General features: G+C 43.9%; 25 protein-coding genes and 1 pseudogene. 6 read left to right on the top strand and 20 right to left on the bottom strand.

Annotated elements, in window-relative coordinates; translation table 11 throughout:
* Positions 1-3 precede the first annotated feature (3 nt).
* From PSE72_RS09130 to PSE72_RS09065, 15 genes and pseudogenes are all read right to left on the bottom strand, one after another.
* Entirely contained in the window at positions 4-666 is a 663-nt protein-coding gene (locus tag PSE72_RS09130; protein WP_115167867.1) for a phage tail protein, read from the bottom strand.
* Positions 659-1,258, bottom strand: a pseudogene (locus PSE72_RS09125) (baseplate J/gp47 family protein); the annotation flags it as partial. The gene PSE72_RS09130 and the pseudogene PSE72_RS09125, both read right to left, overlap by 8 nt.
* Before the next feature lie 215 nt (positions 1,259-1,473).
* The gene (locus PSE72_RS19950) at positions 1,474-1,614 is read right to left on the bottom strand and encodes a DUF6890 family protein (RefSeq protein WP_442958891.1); all 141 of its coding nucleotides are present in this window, start codon (positions 1,612-1,614) and stop codon (positions 1,474-1,476) included.
* 50 nt (positions 1,615-1,664) lie between these two features.
* On the bottom strand, positions 1,665-1,925 hold the full coding sequence (locus PSE72_RS09120; protein WP_115167863.1) for a putative phage tail assembly chaperone: 261 nt from the start codon (positions 1,923-1,925) through the stop codon (positions 1,665-1,667).
* 91 nt (positions 1,926-2,016) lie between these two features.
* Complete coding sequence (locus PSE72_RS09115; protein WP_217007799.1) at positions 2,017-2,415, bottom strand: hypothetical protein; 399 nt, start codon at positions 2,413-2,415, stop codon at positions 2,017-2,019.
* Positions 2,415-2,747: a M15 family metallopeptidase gene (locus PSE72_RS09110; RefSeq protein ID WP_115167862.1), complete on the bottom strand. Its 333-nt coding sequence runs from the start codon at positions 2,745-2,747 to the stop codon at positions 2,415-2,417. Before PSE72_RS09110 ends, PSE72_RS09115 begins: the two co-directional genes overlap by 1 nt.
* Positions 2,734-3,036 carry a phage holin family protein gene (locus PSE72_RS09105; RefSeq protein WP_217007798.1) on the bottom strand — a complete coding sequence of 101 codons (303 nt, stop codon included), beginning with the start codon at positions 3,034-3,036 and terminating at the stop codon, positions 2,734-2,736. Before PSE72_RS09105 ends, PSE72_RS09110 begins: the two co-directional genes overlap by 14 nt.
* 14 nt (positions 3,037-3,050) lie before the next feature.
* The gene (locus PSE72_RS09100; RefSeq protein ID WP_115167861.1) at positions 3,051-3,506 is read right to left on the bottom strand and encodes a phage protein; all 456 of its coding nucleotides are present in this window, start codon (positions 3,504-3,506) and stop codon (positions 3,051-3,053) included.
* A complete protein-coding gene (locus PSE72_RS09095) occupies positions 3,499-4,623 on the bottom strand; it encodes a DUF2586 domain-containing protein (RefSeq protein WP_115167860.1) in 1,125 nt (374 codons plus the stop codon). Before PSE72_RS09095 ends, PSE72_RS09100 begins: the two co-directional genes overlap by 8 nt.
* 24 nt (positions 4,624-4,647) lie before the next feature.
* Positions 4,648-5,316, bottom strand: a complete 669-nt coding sequence (locus PSE72_RS09090; RefSeq protein ID WP_115167859.1) for a hypothetical protein — start codon at positions 5,314-5,316, stop codon at positions 4,648-4,650.
* The gene (locus PSE72_RS09085) at positions 5,313-5,783 is read right to left on the bottom strand and encodes a phage tail protein (RefSeq protein ID WP_115167858.1); all 471 of its coding nucleotides are present in this window, start codon (positions 5,781-5,783) and stop codon (positions 5,313-5,315) included. The genes PSE72_RS09090 and PSE72_RS09085 overlap by 4 nt, the downstream gene beginning before the upstream one ends.
* Positions 5,780-6,232 (bottom strand): head completion/stabilization protein, encoded by a 453-nt coding sequence (locus tag PSE72_RS09080; RefSeq protein ID WP_115167857.1) that lies wholly within the window; start codon positions 6,230-6,232, stop codon positions 5,780-5,782. Before PSE72_RS09080 ends, PSE72_RS09085 begins: the two co-directional genes overlap by 4 nt.
* Before the next feature lie 95 nt (positions 6,233-6,327).
* Complete coding sequence (gpM, locus tag PSE72_RS09075; protein ID WP_115167856.1) at positions 6,328-7,029, bottom strand: phage terminase small subunit; 702 nt, start codon at positions 7,027-7,029, stop codon at positions 6,328-6,330.
* Positions 7,029-8,060, bottom strand: a complete 1,032-nt coding sequence (locus PSE72_RS09070) for a phage major capsid protein, P2 family (RefSeq protein WP_115167855.1) — start codon at positions 8,058-8,060, stop codon at positions 7,029-7,031. Before PSE72_RS09070 ends, gpM begins: the two co-directional genes overlap by 1 nt.
* Before the next feature lie 46 nt (positions 8,061-8,106).
* Positions 8,107-8,862 (bottom strand): GPO family capsid scaffolding protein, encoded by a 756-nt coding sequence (locus tag PSE72_RS09065; protein ID WP_115167854.1) that lies wholly within the window; start codon positions 8,860-8,862, stop codon positions 8,107-8,109.
* A 148-nt stretch (positions 8,863-9,010) separates the two neighbouring features.
* On the opposite strand from PSE72_RS09065, the gene PSE72_RS09060 reads away from it, so the two are divergent.
* From PSE72_RS09060 to PSE72_RS09050, 3 genes are read left to right on the top strand one after another with little or no spacing between them, the layout of a single operon-like run.
* The gene (locus PSE72_RS09060) at positions 9,011-10,789 is read left to right on the top strand and encodes a terminase large subunit domain-containing protein (protein ID WP_217007797.1); all 1,779 of its coding nucleotides are present in this window, start codon (positions 9,011-9,013) and stop codon (positions 10,787-10,789) included.
* A complete protein-coding gene (locus PSE72_RS09055; protein ID WP_115167853.1) occupies positions 10,789-11,811 on the top strand; it encodes a phage portal protein in 1,023 nt (340 codons plus the stop codon). Before PSE72_RS09060 ends, PSE72_RS09055 begins: the two co-directional genes overlap by 1 nt.
* Before the next feature lie 56 nt (positions 11,812-11,867).
* A complete protein-coding gene (locus tag PSE72_RS09050) occupies positions 11,868-12,185 on the top strand; it encodes an ogr/Delta-like zinc finger family protein (RefSeq protein WP_147281954.1) in 318 nt (105 codons plus the stop codon).
* On the opposite strand, the gene PSE72_RS09045 is transcribed toward PSE72_RS09050, so the two are convergent.
* Positions 12,165-12,371 (bottom strand): hypothetical protein, encoded by a 207-nt coding sequence (locus PSE72_RS09045; protein ID WP_115167852.1) that lies wholly within the window; start codon positions 12,369-12,371, stop codon positions 12,165-12,167. The genes PSE72_RS09050 and PSE72_RS09045 overlap by 21 nt on opposite strands.
* Before the next feature lie 127 nt (positions 12,372-12,498).
* On the opposite strand from PSE72_RS09045, the gene PSE72_RS09040 reads away from it, so the two are divergent.
* Together PSE72_RS09040 and PSE72_RS09035 are read left to right on the top strand one after the other, a co-directional pair.
* Entirely contained in the window at positions 12,499-13,614 is a 1,116-nt protein-coding gene (locus PSE72_RS09040) for a hypothetical protein (RefSeq protein ID WP_115167851.1), read from the top strand.
* A 1-nt stretch (position 13,615) separates the two neighbouring features.
* Entirely contained in the window at positions 13,616-14,692 is a 1,077-nt protein-coding gene (locus PSE72_RS09035) for a hypothetical protein (RefSeq protein WP_272690950.1), read from the top strand.
* On the opposite strand, the gene PSE72_RS09030 is transcribed toward PSE72_RS09035, so the two are convergent.
* Positions 14,678-16,750 carry a replication endonuclease gene (locus tag PSE72_RS09030; protein WP_115167848.1) on the bottom strand — a complete coding sequence of 691 codons (2,073 nt, stop codon included), beginning with the start codon at positions 16,748-16,750 and terminating at the stop codon, positions 14,678-14,680. The two genes, PSE72_RS09035 and PSE72_RS09030, sit on opposite strands and share 15 nt — an antisense overlap.
* A gap of 186 nt (positions 16,751-16,936) precedes the next feature.
* Between PSE72_RS09030 and PSE72_RS09025 the strand changes: the two genes are divergently transcribed.
* Positions 16,937-17,419: a hypothetical protein gene (locus tag PSE72_RS09025; protein ID WP_217007796.1), complete on the top strand. Its 483-nt coding sequence runs from the start codon at positions 16,937-16,939 to the stop codon at positions 17,417-17,419.
* Positions 17,420-17,425: 6 nt separating this feature from the next.
* Here PSE72_RS09025 and PSE72_RS09020 read toward each other — a convergent pair whose 3' ends face one another.
* From PSE72_RS09020 to PSE72_RS09010, 3 genes are all read right to left on the bottom strand, one after another.
* The gene (locus PSE72_RS09020; protein ID WP_243838300.1) at positions 17,426-17,668 is read right to left on the bottom strand and encodes a hypothetical protein; all 243 of its coding nucleotides are present in this window, start codon (positions 17,666-17,668) and stop codon (positions 17,426-17,428) included.
* Between the two features lie 69 nt (positions 17,669-17,737).
* Positions 17,738-18,088: a DUF5347 family protein gene (locus tag PSE72_RS09015; protein WP_166685120.1), complete on the bottom strand. Its 351-nt coding sequence runs from the start codon at positions 18,086-18,088 to the stop codon at positions 17,738-17,740.
* A 151-nt stretch (positions 18,089-18,239) separates the two neighbouring features.
* Positions 18,240-18,749: a phage regulatory CII family protein gene (locus tag PSE72_RS09010; protein WP_115167845.1), complete on the bottom strand. Its 510-nt coding sequence runs from the start codon at positions 18,747-18,749 to the stop codon at positions 18,240-18,242.
* Positions 18,750-18,760: the final 11 nt, after the last annotated feature.

Genomic DNA, 18,760 nt, shown 5'->3' with positions numbered 1-18,760 from the left:
AATTTATCCTTTTAATGATGCCCCATAGGTCATATTGGGTGCGCTGCTTCCTTGCAGCGTCGCATAACTAATTTGAATATCACTGGCAATTTCACCCACTCGCAGCGTTAAAATAGGCATAGGCAGTTTTGCGTGATAGCTGATGTGCTCGCCCTCAATGCTGCCCACTCGCATATTCAGTTGATAATCGTTAATCACTTCAAACTGATAGCGTCGGCATGTGCGCCCATATTGATAAATGATGTTGATCAGCAAATCAGGGGCACGTGAGAGCTGCTCATCATTGAGCACGAGAATAATCACATCCCAATCAATGTGCGGCTGGCGCTCTTTAATCAGCACTTTACCTATGCCTAACCGTTCAAAAATGGCGATAAACCCCGCCACGCTGCCACTGTCTTTAGCGTTGATAAAGGCGTATTTCACCCGCTTGCGGTATAAGTCCAATGGCTCACCATTGAAGCGCTGAATATCCCGCTGATATGCCAGTAAGTTCAGTAATGCTTCTGTGCAGGTTTCAGCGCCCAATTGCGCTAATGGCCACGTTAGCCAGCCGTAAATCAATGACCAGAAGCGACGTAATGCCGCCAGTAGCTTGGCGGGCTCGCCTTTGTCCATCCAACTTGGCAGTGCAAGGCGTTTAAGTTTTTCGTGAAAGTCAGACATTTTTCACCTCAACCACTAACGATGTTAAGCGGGGTACATTGAGCTCGCTGGTAATATCTCCCAATGAGAAATGCAGTGACTGAATATCACTAAACTGGCGGTGCAGCTCGCGCCCCAAGTTCGAAAATGAAAACCGTGAATATGGCCATGTTTGTTTGACCTGGTACAAACTGTTTTCACGAAAGGCACAGCGCACCAAATCGTTCACCTCATTTTTTAAGCTGCCCAGTTGCTCTGCGCTAAAGTTGCCGAGGTTATCGACGAATACGGTTAAAACTAACGCATGCTGTGTTTCTGGCATGGCAAAGCACTGCATGTCATCACCGTGGCCGTGATGGCCATGTTTCATCACGTAGTCATTCACTTGGTCGATAAAAGGCTGACTTGCCACGCCACTGTCTAATAACAAATACGCATTGGCGGTACCTGCACCACGTGGTGCATCATGCAAAAAGAAAATGCGGTCAATGCTCAAGCCCACAAGGCTGGCTATCATGCCGCGATAAACCGCATCGGTATGGTAATTCCCTACTAAATTGAATTGGTTGCGGCAGCGGTCACGCAAGTCATCATCGCTTTCGGCATCCGCGCCTTGCAAACTGGCGGTCTGTATCGCTTCATTCATTTGCAGCGCGGGATCAAGTAAGCCTTTTAAGGAAAACAACGCACCCGCTAACCCTGCAACGCCGATGGCGCTTTGGGTAAAGGCTTTTTGACTCTCATTGGCAAAATTGGATAACGCAGACTGAGCTTGTTTTAACGGCTGTGTCACGTTATCAATTAAGCTTAAGGTAAAATCTAATGAGTTCATTTATCACCCTTTAACGCCAGTGCAATGCCGTTGGCCACGGCAATGCGCATATTTTCCCAATGTTGGTTATTCAGCCATGCAGCACGAGCCAAACTATCAATTTCATCATTATCATGAGGATAGTAATGACGACGCAGCGCAATAAATTGCTCTAACTCGTTGCGCTCGATAGATTCAACCCGTGCCCTCAGTTTTTTACGCTAATGTCCAATTTCGGGGCGTATTGCTCATTGATGGATGAGGCGATTTGCAACGCGGCACCTGGCTGTTTTAACAGTTCATCCAGTGCGTCTTTGTCGTCTTTCACCACAATGCGGCGTAAATAGGTGTGGGCAGGGGCAATTTTATTGTCCATCGCCATTTCATTGATAAACCCGTTATAGGCGGTCATGTTGGGTTCGAAACGGTAATCTTTTCCGGCAATGTCTAATGTGATTGGTTGGCTCATAATTCAATTCCTTTTGCGGTTAATGTCATCCACTAACTGGTTGTGGCGTGCGGCACAATTGCCGTACAAGGTTAAAAACAGTTCTAACGGTTCACTGACGTGTTTGCCCGTTTGTCCGTTCAGTCTCGGCAACAAGATTGGGCATTTGGTTAACAGGTTTTCCTGATAACTCTCGCTCAATACGCTCGGCGGCGCGGTTGTACAAGCTGACAAACTCAGGGCTAACACACACATTAGTGAACACAGGTTTAATAACTTCGGTTCTGATTTCCCTGGGCGTTGCATTGGCGATATTCTCCAATTGGTTTTCAAGCTGACGCGCAGACTCACGGGAAATGGCTTGGGCTTCGGCTCGGGCTTTATCGCCTGCTTGTTTGGCAGCGCGTTCAATGTTGAGCTGTAAGCTATCGTGATAAAGCCCATTCACCCACCAACCTGCGCCAAAGGTCGCTATCCCTAGCGAAAATACCAACGCAAGCTGTTTGGCCATTACTTCACCCCGTTATGGGCTAAGCTGAAATGGTTACCATCGTTAAATCGGCCGCCCCAAGTGCCCCCGATAGATTCCCAATATTCGCCCAAGGGCAAATAGCTCGGGGTATCTTCACGGTATTGGCCGTTGATAAATAAATTAAAATCCACGGCTAAACGTGAGGTGTGCAAGCTGTTTTTGATGCCTTTGCCTGTTTTGGCATTCGCGCTGGCTTGCTCGGTAGTGCGAAAGGCTTCGCCAAAGGTCAGGCGGTAACCGTGCTCATCTGCCCATAAAATTAGCCTGCCGATCATCACGGTGAATAAGGCTTGTTTCTCACTTAATGCCATCTTTTAACTTTCCTTGTAATAACGCTTTTCCACGCTTTTTAAGCCACATTTCAACTAGCTGGTAACCTGCGATCCCAAAAGCGGTACCAATCCCCGTGACCGCTAAAGGTGAGATATTGGGGAACCAAATCAGCGCGGCACCTGCCATGACTGAAATTGCGGCTCCCAGAAAGACACGCCCGAAAAACAAACGGGCGGTAATTTGTTCGTCACTGGTGAGGATTTTGCCAACAGCAATAAGCACCCCCATAAAAAACAAAGTGATAAATGTTTTTTCATGTTCTTCCATGAACACTTTTCCTTTTAACCGATTAATTTGTCTGTCAATTCTGACTCAAGGTAAGGAATGCCATCCAAGCGCACAAAATCAGGGCTGGTGACAAGGAATTTCACCTTTAAATTGACGGTACTGCCGCCTTTTGGGTCATGGTCTAGAATGTCCGATAACAGCAATTTGCAGCCAAAGGCTTCCACTTTCATTTCTTCACCGCCTGCTTTGGCGTACCACATCAAATCCACTTCGGGAATGCTGCGCCATGAGCCTGCCGCACGGGCTTTGGCTTTTAAAATGGCTAACGCTTTGGTGCTAAATTCCAACTCACCCTCGGCAGACACATCCCCTGAAACCCACCCATCGGGCACGCCATTAGTTTGGGCGACGCCCGTGTTATCCGTAAGGTTTAACGTTGATTTCTCAACATGAATGAGTGAGCCGTCTAGGTTGAAATCAAACGACTGACCCGAAATCCGTTTACTCATGCTGCCCCTCCAAGCTGGTATCTAAGATCACACTCGCTTCAATGCCTTTCGGGCATTCATAGGTGCGAACCACAAAATAGACCGCGACTTTGGTTTTGCTCATCCACGTAATGACCACATCGCTATCTTGTGGCGGTTTGCATTCCCCAGGGAACGTAATACCATTAATCTGGCTAGAACGCGCCATTTCACGCATCACACGGGCAAAATAGCTTTTGTGGGTTTCAATGGAATTGGGCGTACTGTTTAAGCTGCGATCCCCAATTTTGGCAATCGCACGAATACGCACGTTTCGCGCCACTTTATCGACAATGCGCAGGTTTTCGATGTTTTGAAAATCACCGCCTTCCACATCTAACGTGCGGCCATCTGCCCAGTACAAACCGTCGTAGTCGGGGTACCACATCGGCACACTGAGGCGGTTTTTCTCTAAGGCCTGCAAGGTGGCCAAATCAATCTCTCTGCCTGTGCCATCAAGGGGTAGCGTTGCGCCCATGTCTTTTAATGCGCCTGTTTTTACCCGCGCAGGCGTGTCTGCGATAGTTACCGAACGGGTACATAAACGGCCTGCTAATACACCCGCTTCTTTGCCCCACAGTTGTGGTACTAGCTGCACCGATGGGGCGGCGATGCCTTTTTGTAAGGCAATAATGCGAGCCACATAATCTGGCCAGCTTTCGTCTTTGGTGGGGGCATCCACGGTAATGATTGACCAGACCCAACGACCATATTTGGCGATTAAGGTTTCACGCAAGGTATTGGCCGCATCAATGACTTCTTTGCTCGCTGCGGTCAGTAAAACGTAACCCTCTACACTGGCCACGTCTTGTGCGGCAATCACCGCATCCACAAAATCCAGCGGTTCAGCATCAACCGCCATCACATGAAGATAAGCCGACCAGTTTTGTCCCGCGTTATTCATGGCGGCCATCACATTGCGTTTCAGGTCGCTATCTTCACGGCCTAACACATCATCAAAATCCGTTTGTGTATTGACGGAAACCGTTTTGCCCACGTTGGTATTGCCTGTGCCGACAAACAGCACAGTGCGCTCAACCTCTTTGGTTTCCCCTTGTAGCTGATTTACTTGGTTCACCTGTACAGATGGCCATGTCATAAAAAATCCCTCTTTTATGGTTGTTTAACCAAACCCAATCCCTTGCAATTGCCGTGCGAGGGCTTTTTCAAATTCATCTTGATTGATGCCCAAAAACTCACGCGCTGGCACATCAATCACCCATGAATTTTGCGGTGTCTCATCGCTTAAGGTGCGAATTAATAAACCTGCTTTAGCAAAGCTCATTCCGCTCTCAATGGCTTTAACAGACGGTTTGCGCCAGCCTTTGCCTTTGCGCTCTTTGTACCCCAGCGCCCGTAACTTTTTGGCTTGCTTCTTGGTGGCTGGCCGTGTTTTATCGCGCTCAGATTTAAAGCTGGATTTATTCACGGTCACGTTCATGCCATGTTGTTGCGAGTAACCCACAACCCCCGCAGGGAGCTGTTTTTTTCCGTTGCGGTATTTGCCCCCTTTGAGGTAAATCCGCACACTTTCGCTTTCGGGCAGTTCCTTGATATGCAGCACTTTAGGCATATTGCGCAGCATCTTTTTGCGCCAATTGCCTTGGCGCTGTTGCCACGATTCGCCCTCGGGCGTTTGTTGGTTGCGAACATTGCGTTTTGCTGCCGCTATCACGCCATATTTCGCGATGCGCCATAATAAGCGTTGGCGTTTTTTCGGGGTTAAATCAAACCGCTTAAGCGCCTCTTGCAGCGTGTTAAATTGGCCTTGATTTAACTGGCCACTAATCATGCGTGAACGCCTGTAATATCAGCTTCTTGGGCAATCCATACATCAGGATCACACAGTGTCCAACGCTTACCATCCATCGGTATAATGCCGTTTTCGTCCTCTCGCATGTTGACGTTCTCCGCCAATTGCAGCGTAACAATCACCACCGCTTGGTGACTTTCGTTTAAATCCACATCCATTGATGGGCGCTCTAAATCCAGTTGAATATCATCGATATCGTCATTTTCATTGAGCCACGCATCAATCAAGATGCCGATATAATCAGGGTTCACTTGGCGATAGGGAAAACGCCCCCAAGCAATCGTCGCGTCATATTGTTTGATGTGCATTCGGTATTGGTCATTGCCCAAATCGCGTTGCGCAGGGATAAACTGAATGCTATCTGTGACGCTAGAAAACTCCACATTGCACACACCATCGGGCAAGTTAGCCTTTAAAAAAGTGGTTAATTGCTGCAATTTGCTCATATCATGGTCACCGTGGCACGTTTTAAGCCTTTCATATTGCGGATCACTAATGAAGATTCCGCTAACAGGCGGTTACGCAGTTCAGGGCTTTCTTGCTGCGAGTTCGGGGCACGGTTTACGATGGAACTGTATTCCCCCAATAAATCCGCTTTGGCTCGCGCAAATACCGCTTTTAAATACTGTGCACATAAGGCATTGCGGCCATTACGTTGCACACCAGGTACCTCTGCCGCTTGGTGGTACCCTTTGGCGTGGTGCTGATTTTTCACGCTTATTAGCTCACCATTGATTTCAGTGATGGTGTTCAGGAGTGCATCGGCTAAAAAATCCGTATCGATACTACTTGGTAGCGAACGGCTTTTTTGAAACTCCAATAAATCCACATCTGGCCAAAAACCGTCATTGGTAATGATTTCTTGGCGATAATTACCGCTATTACCATCAAACATGGGCTGTCCTTAATTAAAAAGTGGGCAAGGCCAGCTTCCATGGCCAATTGCAATTAATTGCATTGCCTCAGCTGCGCCCACTTGGCTTGCGGTAGTCATTCGGCAGTAAGTGCCCGCAGCCGCATAGCAATGCGCGTGCGATGGGTTCTTACGCCACTTTTTGGGTTAAGCTGATGCGCCCTTGCAAGGTAGGCATCGGCTTTTTCTAAATCATCCACGTTATCAATGGCACTGGCTTTCGCTTCGCTGTTATCCCCTTTGAGGATTTCCAAGGCCGCGAATTTGTACCACTTGGCCTTAATTTTTTCGTGAACTCGCCATTTTTCGGTGACGTTGTGAAACGTGCGTGAAAAATAGGGCTCGATGGCATGACCTGCCTCTGCTTCAAGCTGCGCCCATTGCAAGATGGTGTCAGCCACAAAGGCAGGAAAGCCACTTTTAAAGCCTGTCGGGGTGAGCTGTCCTTGCTCAATGGCGATGTCCGCCCAATCCAGTCCTTGCTGGAACTCCCCCACATCAAACAGCCACACGACACAGTAGGCAAAAATCGGGTTTTTATAGATTTTCCCGTCGTCCAGATAACGCTGTGCAGTCGGCAGATAATTGGGCAAAAATTCCTGCCGCTTTATCTCGGTGCGTTCTGCGTTGGTCATCCCTTTGAGCCGTGCGGCATCCTTGTCAACGGCACGCGCTTGTAAGTGCATACTTTCGCCATCGGCAATGGCAATCGCTTGTTGCTGCTCCAGCTTTTGGCGCATTTCCACTTTTAAGCGGTGGCGTTGACCGGGTGATAACATTACTCTGTCTCGACGGTGTCTTTCGGCTCAATCAATTCACCGATAGTAACCGCTGACTCATCAATTGCCCCGTACAGCTCAGGGTATTCCAACGCATATCCCTCGTTACGCAGGTAATTGTTTTCATACTGTTTACGGTCATCCACAAACTCTGCTTTGCGTTGGCGCGTATTGCGCTGCGTGTACAGGTGCAAGTTGGATAACGTGGTGACCACTAAACGTTTCCCTGGCATAAATGGCGGGATGTAGGCGGCACGCCCTGCAATGGTGGTACCCAGTAATTGCGCGGCAATTTTCTCCGTTGGGCGGTCAGCGGCTTGATATAAGCGATGTTGCTCCGCAGCCACCAAGTCAGCGCCCACTAACACCACAAGGCGTGGGTCGGTGCGGTATTGCACAGGAATACAGGTGTTTACCACTTCTTGCGCCATCGCATCGAGCGAACGGAAATCGCCTTTTTCATCCAAAGTGATGGATTCGGAGATCACTTGTTTACCACCGTCCCATTCTTTGGCGATTTGGTGCCAACCTTTGTTCACATCTTCCCCGTTCGGGTACTTTTTCGCATCGGTGCTATCGGCCACATGGGTACCGTTAAAACCAATGCGCAACATGTCGAGGGCAAAGCTTTCATTAACGAAATTTTGCATCCGTTGGTAAAACTCATTTTCACCGCCTGAGTTTGCCCAAACTGATAGCACATCCCACGGTAAAAACGCCCCTGAGTCGGTTTCGGCTAATTTATACTCATTGCCATCAATGCCCGTTTCACGCATGAAACGGCCGCCTTTTTTACGCCCCGTGAATAACCCAGGGTTACCCACCGAAATCACTTGGCCAGCCAATTGGTCAACGTCCGCGCAGTAAATCAAGTTGAGAAACTCAACCGATTCCATAATCGCTTTACGTAACGCAATTTCTTTGGGTTCGGTGATGGCAAAATATTTCGACGCATCATCAATGTTGTATGAGCGTTCAAGGCCTGATTTATGGCCTTTTAAATACGTTCTGGCCGTATTGTTTAAAAACATGGAAATCCCTCTCCAAAATTCAGTAATGGGCTCTGATCACAATGGATTAGAGGTGTACAAACTCTTTACGGCCTGCGGGGTTTTTCCCTGGGAGCGGGGTCGCCACTTTGCTGAATGATTTGGTGATTTCCGGTAAGTTGTCGCGCAGTTTGGCGAAATCTTCGGTGTCCACGACCTCTTTCACCACTTCCACATCACTTTGTGCTTGTTCCAACATGGTTTCTAATTCAGCGATTTTAGTCAGTGCTGCCGCCAAATCTGCCGCCATACCGGATAGCACTTCATCGTTAACGGTGGTTTCGGTTGGCTTTTCTTCTTTGACTTCTTCAATGCCAAAGTGCTGACGCCATGTTTTCTTTGCGGGTTTTGCCATTTTTCGTTTCCTTTGTTTTTGACGACTAAAGTCGAGCCTTGTCGTACCTACACTGGCTGGGGTGTCCGTTACCGCCAAGCCCTCTAAATATGTCACGCCTGAATTGCGAAAATCGGTATTCATCTCGACCGAGGTAAACACCCCACGGTTTTGGCTGTTCATTTCCAATAAACGGGCAAATGGCCGCAATACGGCATACAAACGTAACGTATCGCTTTCATCGGTATCCGCTTGTAGCTCAATGACTTCACCCAGTGGGTCACCGCGGTCTTCACCTGGCTTATTGTGCCGAGGCCAAATCATGGCGGTGTACAAATCGGTATCATAGGTTTCTGCCATTTCGATAATTTCCTCGGGCAGAATTTCCCGACCATCAACGGTTTCACCTTCCGTGGCAATGCAGAGCCATGTTGTGCGTAATTGCGACATTCAAAATCCTTAGCTGCATTCCGTTCCTTTTAAGCCATCAGTATTGCCAATTCTTATTCACGGTGCGAATGGTTGAGTTCGGTTATCCGGCTATTACCGAAAACAGGTAGATGCCTGCAATTTCTGAACATTGCACAATGGAACCACTATGGCTAAACACTCAGATGCAAAAATACAGGTCGCCAAGTCACTTTACTTGCGACGCTATACCCCCGCTGAAATTGCGGAGGAACTTAACCTGCCTAACAGGCGGATTGTCTACTATTGGGCGCAAAAATGGTGCTGGGCGGATATGCTCAACCATGAGAGCGTGTTGGAGGCAATTAACCGACGCATTGCGCTGTTATCGGAACGCAATAAAAAAACGGAACTTGAACTGGAGGAACTCGACAGGCTGATTGCTCATCACGTCAAATTGATGGCGCAGGCCAATAAGCACAAAGAAAAGCTGGCTGAAATCAAAGCACAAGCCGAGTCTGGCGGGGAATACAGTACAAGTGACGATGGCGAAACTAAGAAAAAACGACGTTATAAGAAAAATGATATCTCTGAACTGACCCCAGACGATTTTCAAAAGTTCGCGGATGAAATGCTCTTTGGTTATCAAAAACACTTACGCATCAATATTAAAAAGGCTATTCGCAATATCCTCAAATCACGTCAAATCGGGGCGACCTGGTACTTTGCCTTTGAAGCGTTTGAAGATGCGGTACTCACTGGCGATCCGCAAATCTTTTTATCCGCTTCACGGCCACAAGCCGAGGTATTCCGTTCTTATATCGTCAATATCGCGGATAAGTTTTTTGGCGTCACGCTGACGGGGAACCCTATCCGTTTAAGCAATGGTGCAGAGCTGCGCTTCTTATCCACCAATAAAAACACCGCACAGTCATACAGTGGCCATTTGTATTGCGATGAATATTTTTGGGTACCTGATTTTAAGCGCCTGAATGAAGTCGCCTCTGCGATGGCGACCCACGACAAATGGCGCACCACTTATTTTTCCACACCGAGCGCCAAAACCCATCCTGCTTACCCGTTTTGGACAGGTGACGAATGGCGCGGCAGCGAAGCCACTCGTAAAAATGTGGAATTTCCAAGCTTTGAAGAGATGCAAGACGGTGGCCGTGATTGCCCTGATGGCCAGTGGCGCTATGTCATTACCATTGAAGATGCCGTCCGAAACGGGTTTAACCTGGCATCCATTGAAAAACTGCGCAACCGCTATAACAAAGACACCTTTAACATGCTGTATATGTGCGTGTTTGTGGACAGTGGCGCATCCGTTTTCAAATATAACGACCTTGAAAAATGTGCCATCGATATTGGTGTTTGGGATGATCACGATATTAATGCCGCACGGCCGTTTGGTGATAAAGAAGTTTGGGGCGGTTACGACCCCGCACGTTCGGGGGATACGTCCACTTTTGTAATAGTCGCACCGCCTTTGGTGGCAGGTGAATATTTTCGCATCCTCGCCACCTTTTATTGGCAAGGCATGAGCTGGAAACACCAAGCCAAACAAATTCAAGACCTGTACAGCCAATACCGTTTTACCCATATCGGCATCGACACCACAGGGATTGGCCACGGGGTATATGAGATGGTGGCCGACTTTGCCCCGCGCGTCACTACAGCCATTCATTACAGCCAAAACACCAAAACGCAATTAGTCCTCAAAATGATTGATTTGGTGGATGAACAGCGCATTGCCTGGGACGTTGAGCAAAAAGAAATTATGGCCAGCTTCTTAGCCATTCGGCACACCACCACGGGTAAAGGGGGCTCAATGACCTTTATCGCGGATCGCAGTAAGGAAACGGGTCACGCAGACGTGTTTTTTGCCACCTCACACGCCGTGGCCAACGAACCGCTAAACAATGAAAGACAGCGTAAATCTAAATATAAATTTCAAAAGGCTGCATGATGAGTAAGAAAAAGTTACGGAAAACTGCACAGAAGCAAACGGTTAGCCAAAAATCGATGAACATCATCACATTAGGCAAGCCAGAACCGATTTTAACCACTCATACGGAATACCAAAACATTTGGTATGACAATGATTATGACCATTACAGCTTGCCCATAGACCGCACCGCCTTGGCGCAATTGGTGAACTTAAATGGTCAACACGGGGGCGTGATCCATGCGCGTTCCAATATGGTGTTATCGGATTACCGAGGCGGTGGCCTGACGCATCAGGAGCTGCGTGCCAGTGTGTTGGATTATATTGTGTTTGGTGATACGCCCATCTTAAAGCTGCGTAATTATTACGGGGAAGTGGTGGGGCTGTATGTGCTGCCTGCGCTGTTTATGCGTCGTCGTAAAAATGATGATTTTGTGATTTTGCAAGAAGGCGAACCGATGGTGTATACCCCTGACGATGTGATTTACATCAAGCAGTATGACCCCCAACAGCAAGTGTATGGCATTCCTGATTATATCGGGGGCATTCATGCGGCTATGTTAAACAGTGAGGCTACTATCTTTCGCCGTCGTTACTACCACAACGGGGCACACACTGGGGGGATGATTTTTTGTAATGACCCGATGCTCACCGATGAAGTGGAGGTGATGATCACCAAAAAATTAGAACAAAGCAAAGGGATTGGTAACTTTGAAACCATGTTCGTGCATATTCCCAATGGGGATGCGGACGGCATCAAGTTTATTCCTGTGGGGGATATTTCGGCCAATGATGAATTTAGTAATGTGAAAAACATCAGTGCGCAAGATATTCTAACCGCGCACCGTTTCCCTGCTGGGTTAGCGGGGATTATTCCTGGCAATGTTGGCGGCTTAGGTGACCCGCGCAATGCCCGTGAAGCGTACCGACAAGATGAAATTATTCCTGTTCAGCGCATGTTTGCAAACGCGATAAATAATGATGGTGAGGTGCCCGATCATTTAAAGATCACTTTTCAAGAAGATAGCCACCAATTGAATTAAGAATAACGTAAAATTAATGATATTTACGGAATTTAACGGTCATAGGGAAATGAAAAATGCGCAAAAATAAGGTAAAATTACGGGGTCATTATCAAGCGGAGATTTGGAACATGCGAGTATTAAAAATATTCTGCCCTGAGTGTGGGGAAAAGGCGATTATTCGTAAATCAAATAGAAAGCATCGTGAAGTTTCAGATCTCTATTGTGCATGCAGTGACGTCGAATGCGGCCACACTTATGTGTTAAGCCTGACGTTTGACCATACGATTAGCCCAAGCGCGAAAAGTAATAAAATGATAGGTTCGATGATACAGAATTTAAACCCAGAACAGCGCCAAATGGCGCTAGACTTGTTAAAGTCTAGCCCCGTTTAAAGCTATTTTTCGTTGGTCACTTTCGAGTGACTTTTTTATTTTATGTTTCTCAATTCTGCGTGTGTCCTCTGCGATTTCCATAATCAGCGCTAATACAACTTGGCGCTCTTTATCATTACATAAATCCAAACTTCCAAACCTGGCGATGATTTCTATCCGTTCCAACGCCACTGACGCCTCTAGCATCTACATGATCCTCTTACATAAAATCATTTTACTGGTTATTTATACAGTAAATTTATCTAGTATGAAAGAGGTAGTTTAAAATTTTTTGATCGATTAGAATTCTGTGCAAATTTTGATAGGGGGTGGTATGGATACTATTTATTCGTTACTAATACTTTTTGTTTTATATTGTATCGTTTCTGATTGGTTTATGCACGAATACGGCGAAAAACTAAACGGGAATAATTTTTATAAATTTAAAATAGGGTCATTTTTTTCTTATCAAATACCAACTTTAAAACGCTTAGTGAGTCTTGATGAGAAAAGCCTAGCAAGACAACCAATATTTTGGATTTTGATAGGTATCCCCTTAATAGGGGCAGTTTGGATTGAATATCAAATTTATTTATTAAATCCTAAATTGTTTTTATTAAATGAAACTAATGCAATAACAAAATTATTTACTGAAAGTGCATCCGCGCTATATGTTTCTGCATTAATTCCCACATTCGGTGTATTGATTTCTAATATTCATAAATCTATTCAAGTTAGTGTAGAACTAAAAACCTCAGATAATGATAATAAAGTAAATTTATTTTTCAAACATAGAGATTGGTTTGTTAATGAGATAAACAAAATTAATTCAAAAAATAGCCTTGTAACGGTAAAAAATCCTTTATTACTATATGGGAAAATATATAAAAACTCAAATTATAATAATGGGTTAAACTCAGAAGTTTCCAGCAAGCTATTAGGTAAGGTAGTTCATGAATTAATGGAGGCAGAGTTTGAATTAAATAATTTCAATAAAATTATTGGTGAGGATTACTTCGGAATATCTAGCTCCCAAGTTAGAATAATAGACAAATGTGCTCATGACCTTGAACATGCAATTAATTTCCTTGAATTTGAAATGGTTAAAAGTAAAACCTTACAAAAATCCAGCGAGTTTTTATATTCAATACAAAATAATAGTGATTATGACCCTTACATTTTTGGGAAAAATGTCATTTATATCAAATATGATTTAATTGAAGATGTATTCACAACTTATCTGGAAATATTTAAAGAAAGTATAAAAATCATAGATGGAGTTGTGAAAATCATTGAATTTGACAGCATACCAAAAGATATTCATAAAGAAATAAAGAGATACATTTTCTCTTTTAAAGGTTCAATATATCTATTTGAGGAAAACCTATCCATATATAAAGAAATAAATCCGCTTGACTATTATGGTAACGATTTTAAGGATGAACAATAAAATGACACCTATTGAACAAATGCCAGTGATTATGCTACTAGTCACAATAGCAGTACTTTTTGCCATATCTTATTTAGTAACCGATGCATCCTTAAAAGGAACTAGAGAGGTTTCTTTTGAGATAAAATCAGATAGCTTAGATAAGCAATACTTATTCTGGTTAGGAATTATAGTGCCTATTGGTATTTTCTTTTATCTAGAATATTTTGTTTTTCTATCTAATGAGATAAGTTTCAATTCAACTGGGTTTAAAGCTTTTTTTGAAGAAAGTAAACTGCCATTAGGTGTACTAGCCCTATCTCCGATCTTTGGAGTTATAGTTTCTAATATTCATCGAACAATACAAACTGAAAAACAAATAGCAGTCACTGAAAGAAAAAATATTGCGGATAGTTTTTACTCTCATAATAAGTATATCGTTGAAGAGTTTAAGCTAATAAAAGAAGAAGGTGTCGCTTTTGATATTGCATTTCAAATTTCATTCCCTAATAAGCTCTATAAAACAATATATAAAGAATCGAGTATAAAAGATGGTGGAAATGAAGATGTAAGTTATTTTTTTGTTTCAAGAATAAATTCTTATTTTTTATTCATAAATAAAGAACTGCTTGTAGTAGAAGATCTTGTAAAAAATATAGATTCGTATTCTTTTGATGAATTCAATAGAAACTTGACTAAGGCATTTTTTGAATTAGATAAAAAAATTAAAAACATCTTAAGCTATAATCAAACAAAAACTATTGGAAATCCCATATTAGAATACTTAAAAAAATCCACACTTGACTTAGAAAGTAAAATAAAAGGATATAATAAAAACAATGAAAGTATTAAATCGTTATTAAATGAATATAGAAAATATCATTTATCAAGAAAGGGGCTAAATTATATCATTATATACACACAATCAGTATTAAAATTAATAGATAAAGTGTTTGATACAATTAATGTTGAGCAAACTAAAGAGGAACTAAATTGCATGGTCACTTTATCAACAAAACTAATGAAGTTACTAACTCAAGTACATCAGAAAGAAAATAAGTTAGGAAAATCGATAGATGATTATCTATCTGATTTTTAATATAAATTTGTGAGTTATATTTTTGCTATTTTTACTTTTCTGCTCCTTAGTCACAATCTTTTGTATATGGCCATTCCCGTGAAACCTCACGCTTTGGCCATTTTCTGTATAAACAGCTCCTTTCCATAACGAAAGCAACATCGGTTTATCCTTATCAGGGTCAAAAATTATCCCAATAGACTTGGCCGCATCTACAATATTATGGATGGCTACGTTTTTATCTTTAACCGTACCGAGAACCTCCGTACAGTTATTGACAGAACTCCTAGGTGATGCGTTCGCATCACTAAAAACAGACTCCGCTATCGCTTCGTCTAACTTCTTCACAATCTTCCAGCTCTTGAGTCTGGTGATAATTGGGCTATCAGAACCCACTAAAGGCGAGAACACACCTTTAACCCGTATGATTTCCTCACCATAGGCATTGGTTTCCTCGCTCTCTTGGTACCACAGACGCGCAATAAGATCGTCACGACGCACAAATGGGCCACCTTGTGCATTGATATAGCCAGCCCAATCCCCTGAGTCAGCGGCATCATGTACAACAGCAAACTCCACATCCAAACCCACCGCAGTATCGTGATCGGCCATCTTGCGTAATTCACGGTAAACGGTAACAGGTGCGCCACCAATAAATTGAAACTGACGTATACGCCAACGCCCAGCCCATGCAGCGGCAGCCATTGCCGCCTCTTTCATCGGTTTGCCACTTTCATCATCTAATTCTTCATCAAGCGCATAACCATCCACATTTTTAGAAATGTACTTGGCCACATAGCCTGTTGCTGAACCTTTTTCAGGGTCGATGGCTTCGGCATGGAAACGGGCTTTTCGGGCTTTGGCAGTAATAAGTTCGCTTTCATCTTCTTCAAATGCATATTCCCTAAGAATTTCGCGGATGCTATCCGCTTGCTCTGGCAACATAAAAAACAGCATGTGCCAATGTGGGGTTGCATCATGGTGCGGCTCTGCCACACGAATACCGAAAATCCGTAAATCATTGCGGTGTAATTTCGCGCGCACTTTGCTCCAAACTTTACTTAAATAACGCTGTGTATCGGCTGGACTGCTGCCATTCCACTTGCGATTACGGTGACCGTGTATGGTAGTGGCATGATATTTAGATGGGGCTGTTAATGTGTAAAATTCTGCAATATAGCCAAGCTCATTACAGATATTTTCAAAGCCGCGAATTCTGACCATCATTTCAGTACGACGAATGGCAGGGTTTGCCACGCTGCCATAATATTTATCAATCAAACTAAAACGGTTACCGTCCTCGTCTTCTAATTCCATTGATTTCAGAAACTCACGAGTACGTCGCTTTTGCTCTTTCCATTCACTCATGGCCATAGAGCTTGCATAAAGGCTACTGCGCTTACTGACATTAGTTAATGCGATATGTAAGTGCTCCCGCCATTCTGATGCGTGCCTACGTAAACGGTTTAGCCACCACTTTTCAGACGTCATTTGTGCGATAGCAATAAAGGCGTCCTTTTCGTTAAAGTAGCGTTTGGTTAACTTCGCGAGTCGTGGCGGTTCTTGGTGATAGGCTTGGGTAATCGCAGCCGCCTCCGTATACAACATATGAGCGATTTTTAAATCACCTTCATCTGTGCGTTTTTTACTGAGGTCAGCAAGTGTGGTGAATACAAAAGCGGATAATTCAAGGGCTAATGATTCAAGGGATTTACGCGACATATCAGGCATCGCATTAAACCAATTAAAAAATCGGTAGGTTTCAGAATTTTTATTCGTTAAACAGTAGCGCTTTGTGACTAGCTCAACCCTTGGGTAAATACGTTCACAGAAATTCTTAGCAAGGTAAGCATTTGCACGTTCAAGGCCTTGCTCTTTGAGTAACACGTCATAACGTTTGTTAACGGTAATTTGGACAATTTTAGGTTGCTCTGAAAGTAGCGTTTCTGCGTTAGCTAATGCTTTGGCTCTTTTTTCTTTTTCATGAAGTTCTGGATAAGTCGGAAACGGCCTTTCAATAGGCTGTGCTGGCTTGTAATATAAGGTTTTCTTAACTGTATTTCTTAGCTCTGTAGTCATTTAAACCTCATGAAAAAGAAAACTGGGGTACTTTAAAAAGCGTTAGCGGCATGTTGTTCGGTCTGCCGCTATTGATTGAGGTATTCAATGAATAAACCTGAAAATAAAAGATATATAGACACTGTTAATATGTTGTCTTCTGTAGGCGTTCCTCCAAACGAAGTAAGGCTCTTATCAGCTGGCGAGTTGTACGAGGTTTGCGGCGTTTTTCAGCGCGCCACTCGAAACCATATAGAAAGGCGTTGGCTTCCATCAAAAGATTGTCGAAATGCGTTGGCGCACCACCTGCGCACGATTTTTCCAAACGAATGGATAGAGCACGCAAAATGGACAGAACTAATTGAGCACGGATTGGATAGTATGATTCATGGACGTAACCACCCCCGTATACCTGAATCTGAGTTTTGGGATTCTTTGGAAGAATTAGAGTCAGACTTACACCTTGCGATTCAGGCGACGCGCAAGACGATTTTGCTTTTTCAAAGTGGTGACAACCGACACTTGCCAATGCCGACAGATGTTTTTGTTGTTCCCTCACGTATGAATGAGTTTCTTGCATCTCTGGTTGCTGGCGAAATTTACCCTGCTTGGGTTGCACGGGTTGATTCTGGTATGACGCCTGGAGCTGATAATGGCAAGTATCCTGAATACGCCCCGCTAAGAGGTTAATAGTCATTACATTGCTCCTTTTGTATTTTCTATATGCCCAATCTCACTTTCGATTAACTGACTGATAGCCGCGTAATCAGGCTTTTCAGTCAGTACATACATTTGCAGTTTGCGCAGGCGTGACGCATAACGGTCATTACAGATCTTGCGCTCGTCTTGGCGGTTCCAGTTGATGCAGCTATCCATCAAAACAGCGTCGTTTGAACTGTTATCTAATACAGGTGTAAACATCGGTTCTGGTATATTCATTTATCTGTTTTCCTAAATTTAGCGTGTAAAAAGCCCTGACAAATCAATGTCATTAATTTTTTCGGTTATTTAATTAAGGGGTAAAGCTAAGTTTTTTGGTAAAAATGCACTAATCGCTTTTATGTGATTAATGGCTTTAACGATATTAAAAATCTCTTTAGTGGTGAGATCTTCAAATTGGCAATCGTGGCGGCTTTTATCAATATTTGCCATATAGAAAATCACGCCTAAAAATTTTTTATTTTCTTCGTGATGCTCATTAAAACGGTCGCGCATTTCTTTGATAAAATATTTCAGCTCATCATTTTTTAAACCAAAGTGTTTTGATTTAATTTCTGATGTTTTATTAAGCCCATTAATACGCTGGTCTAATTGCATGTATTGGGCGCGTTGTTCTAGCTCTATTGGGTTCTGATGCATAGATTCCACCTATATTCTTGCAAGTAAATAGATAGTGGCGAAAACAATTACAGGGATAATCACTTTTAAATCATTGTTAGATTTTGCTTTAAATGAATCGCCCGTAACTTTGTATTTATATTGCTGCTTGTGTGCTTGAGTCATATTGTCCTCACACCATTGATTGGCCAAAACCTACCACCGTATCAATTGCCGATACTAATGCAGGGTTTGAATGAAAACGTTCTGAGATAGTCACGCCAACTAAGGCCAAACAACGGATCGCATTATTAACGCTTTGCTTAATTTCTGCTGACCTTGCGCTGTTAACATGCACTCCATTAACCATATGGCTGGCTAACTTACCGACCTCTGCTGTCGCCCCTAATAGATAACCTTGCACATTGTTATCACCAATATCCGTCATAGGGACGGATGGCTGGCAATTCAGTTGCTCCAGCACACCATCTAATAATGATGGGTCTTTGGTGGCATCGGTTAACTTAAACAGGTCTGCACAAGTGACTAAGTGCGGCTGTTCAGGGTTGAGCTTGTTGCGTAACATTTGTGGGTTCATGCCGATATCATTCGCAATCTGAACAAGCTCACCTTTGTGGGATGTAGCAAATGCCCGACAGGCATTATCAAAGTGTGCTTGTTTGGAAACCTGATAATCAAACATGGCTTAAATTC

It is taken from the genome of Providencia sp. PROV116 (genome assembly GCF_028482485.1).
GTDB lineage: Bacteria > Pseudomonadota > Gammaproteobacteria > Enterobacterales > Enterobacteriaceae > Providencia > Providencia rettgeri.
Note: the sequence above shows the minus strand (reverse complement) of the source record. Positions and strands in the feature narration are given on the sequence as shown.

Coding starts and splice junctions, on each gene's coding strand:
- PSE72_RS09130 (WP_115167867.1), bottom strand. CDS start 666: ATGTCTGACTTTCACGAAAAACTTAAACGCCTTGCACTGCCAAGTTGG.
- PSE72_RS09120 (WP_115167863.1), bottom strand. CDS start 1,925: ATGAGCCAACCAATCACATTAGACATTGCCGGAAAAGATTACCGTTTC.
- PSE72_RS09115 (WP_217007799.1), bottom strand. CDS start 2,415: ATGGCCAAACAGCTTGCGTTGGTATTTTCGCTAGGGATAGCGACCTTT.
- PSE72_RS09110 (WP_115167862.1), bottom strand. CDS start 2,747: ATGGCATTAAGTGAGAAACAAGCCTTATTCACCGTGATGATCGGCAGG.
- PSE72_RS09105 (WP_217007798.1), bottom strand. CDS start 3,036: ATGGAAGAACATGAAAAAACATTTATCACTTTGTTTTTTATGGGGGTG.
- PSE72_RS09100 (WP_115167861.1), bottom strand. CDS start 3,506: ATGAGTAAACGGATTTCGGGTCAGTCGTTTGATTTCAACCTAGACGGC.
- PSE72_RS09095 (WP_115167860.1), bottom strand. CDS start 4,623: ATGACATGGCCATCTGTACAGGTGAACCAAGTAAATCAGCTACAAGGG.
- PSE72_RS09090 (WP_115167859.1), bottom strand. CDS start 5,316: ATGATTAGTGGCCAGTTAAATCAAGGCCAATTTAACACGCTGCAAGAG.
- PSE72_RS09085 (WP_115167858.1), bottom strand. CDS start 5,783: ATGAGCAAATTGCAGCAATTAACCACTTTTTTAAAGGCTAACTTGCCC.
- PSE72_RS09080 (WP_115167857.1), bottom strand. CDS start 6,232: ATGTTTGATGGTAATAGCGGTAATTATCGCCAAGAAATCATTACCAAT.
- gpM (WP_115167856.1), bottom strand. CDS start 7,029: ATGTTATCACCCGGTCAACGCCACCGCTTAAAAGTGGAAATGCGCCAA.
- PSE72_RS09070 (WP_115167855.1), bottom strand. CDS start 8,060: ATGTTTTTAAACAATACGGCCAGAACGTATTTAAAAGGCCATAAATCA.
- PSE72_RS09065 (WP_115167854.1), bottom strand. CDS start 8,862: ATGTCGCAATTACGCACAACATGGCTCTGCATTGCCACGGAAGGTGAA.
- PSE72_RS09060 (WP_217007797.1), top strand. CDS start 9,011: ATGGCTAAACACTCAGATGCAAAAATACAGGTCGCCAAGTCACTTTAC.
- PSE72_RS09055 (WP_115167853.1), top strand. CDS start 10,789: ATGAGTAAGAAAAAGTTACGGAAAACTGCACAGAAGCAAACGGTTAGC.
- PSE72_RS09050 (WP_147281954.1), top strand. CDS start 11,868: ATGCGCAAAAATAAGGTAAAATTACGGGGTCATTATCAAGCGGAGATT.
- PSE72_RS09045 (WP_115167852.1), bottom strand. CDS start 12,371: ATGCTAGAGGCGTCAGTGGCGTTGGAACGGATAGAAATCATCGCCAGG.
- PSE72_RS09040 (WP_115167851.1), top strand. CDS start 12,499: ATGGATACTATTTATTCGTTACTAATACTTTTTGTTTTATATTGTATC.
- PSE72_RS09035 (WP_272690950.1), top strand. CDS start 13,616: ATGACACCTATTGAACAAATGCCAGTGATTATGCTACTAGTCACAATA.
- PSE72_RS09030 (WP_115167848.1), bottom strand. CDS start 16,750: ATGACTACAGAGCTAAGAAATACAGTTAAGAAAACCTTATATTACAAG.
- PSE72_RS09020 (WP_243838300.1), bottom strand. CDS start 17,668: ATGAATATACCAGAACCGATGTTTACACCTGTATTAGATAACAGTTCA.
- PSE72_RS09015 (WP_166685120.1), bottom strand. CDS start 18,088: ATGCATCAGAACCCAATAGAGCTAGAACAACGCGCCCAATACATGCAA.
- PSE72_RS09010 (WP_115167845.1), bottom strand. CDS start 18,749: ATGTTTGATTATCAGGTTTCCAAACAAGCACACTTTGATAATGCCTGT.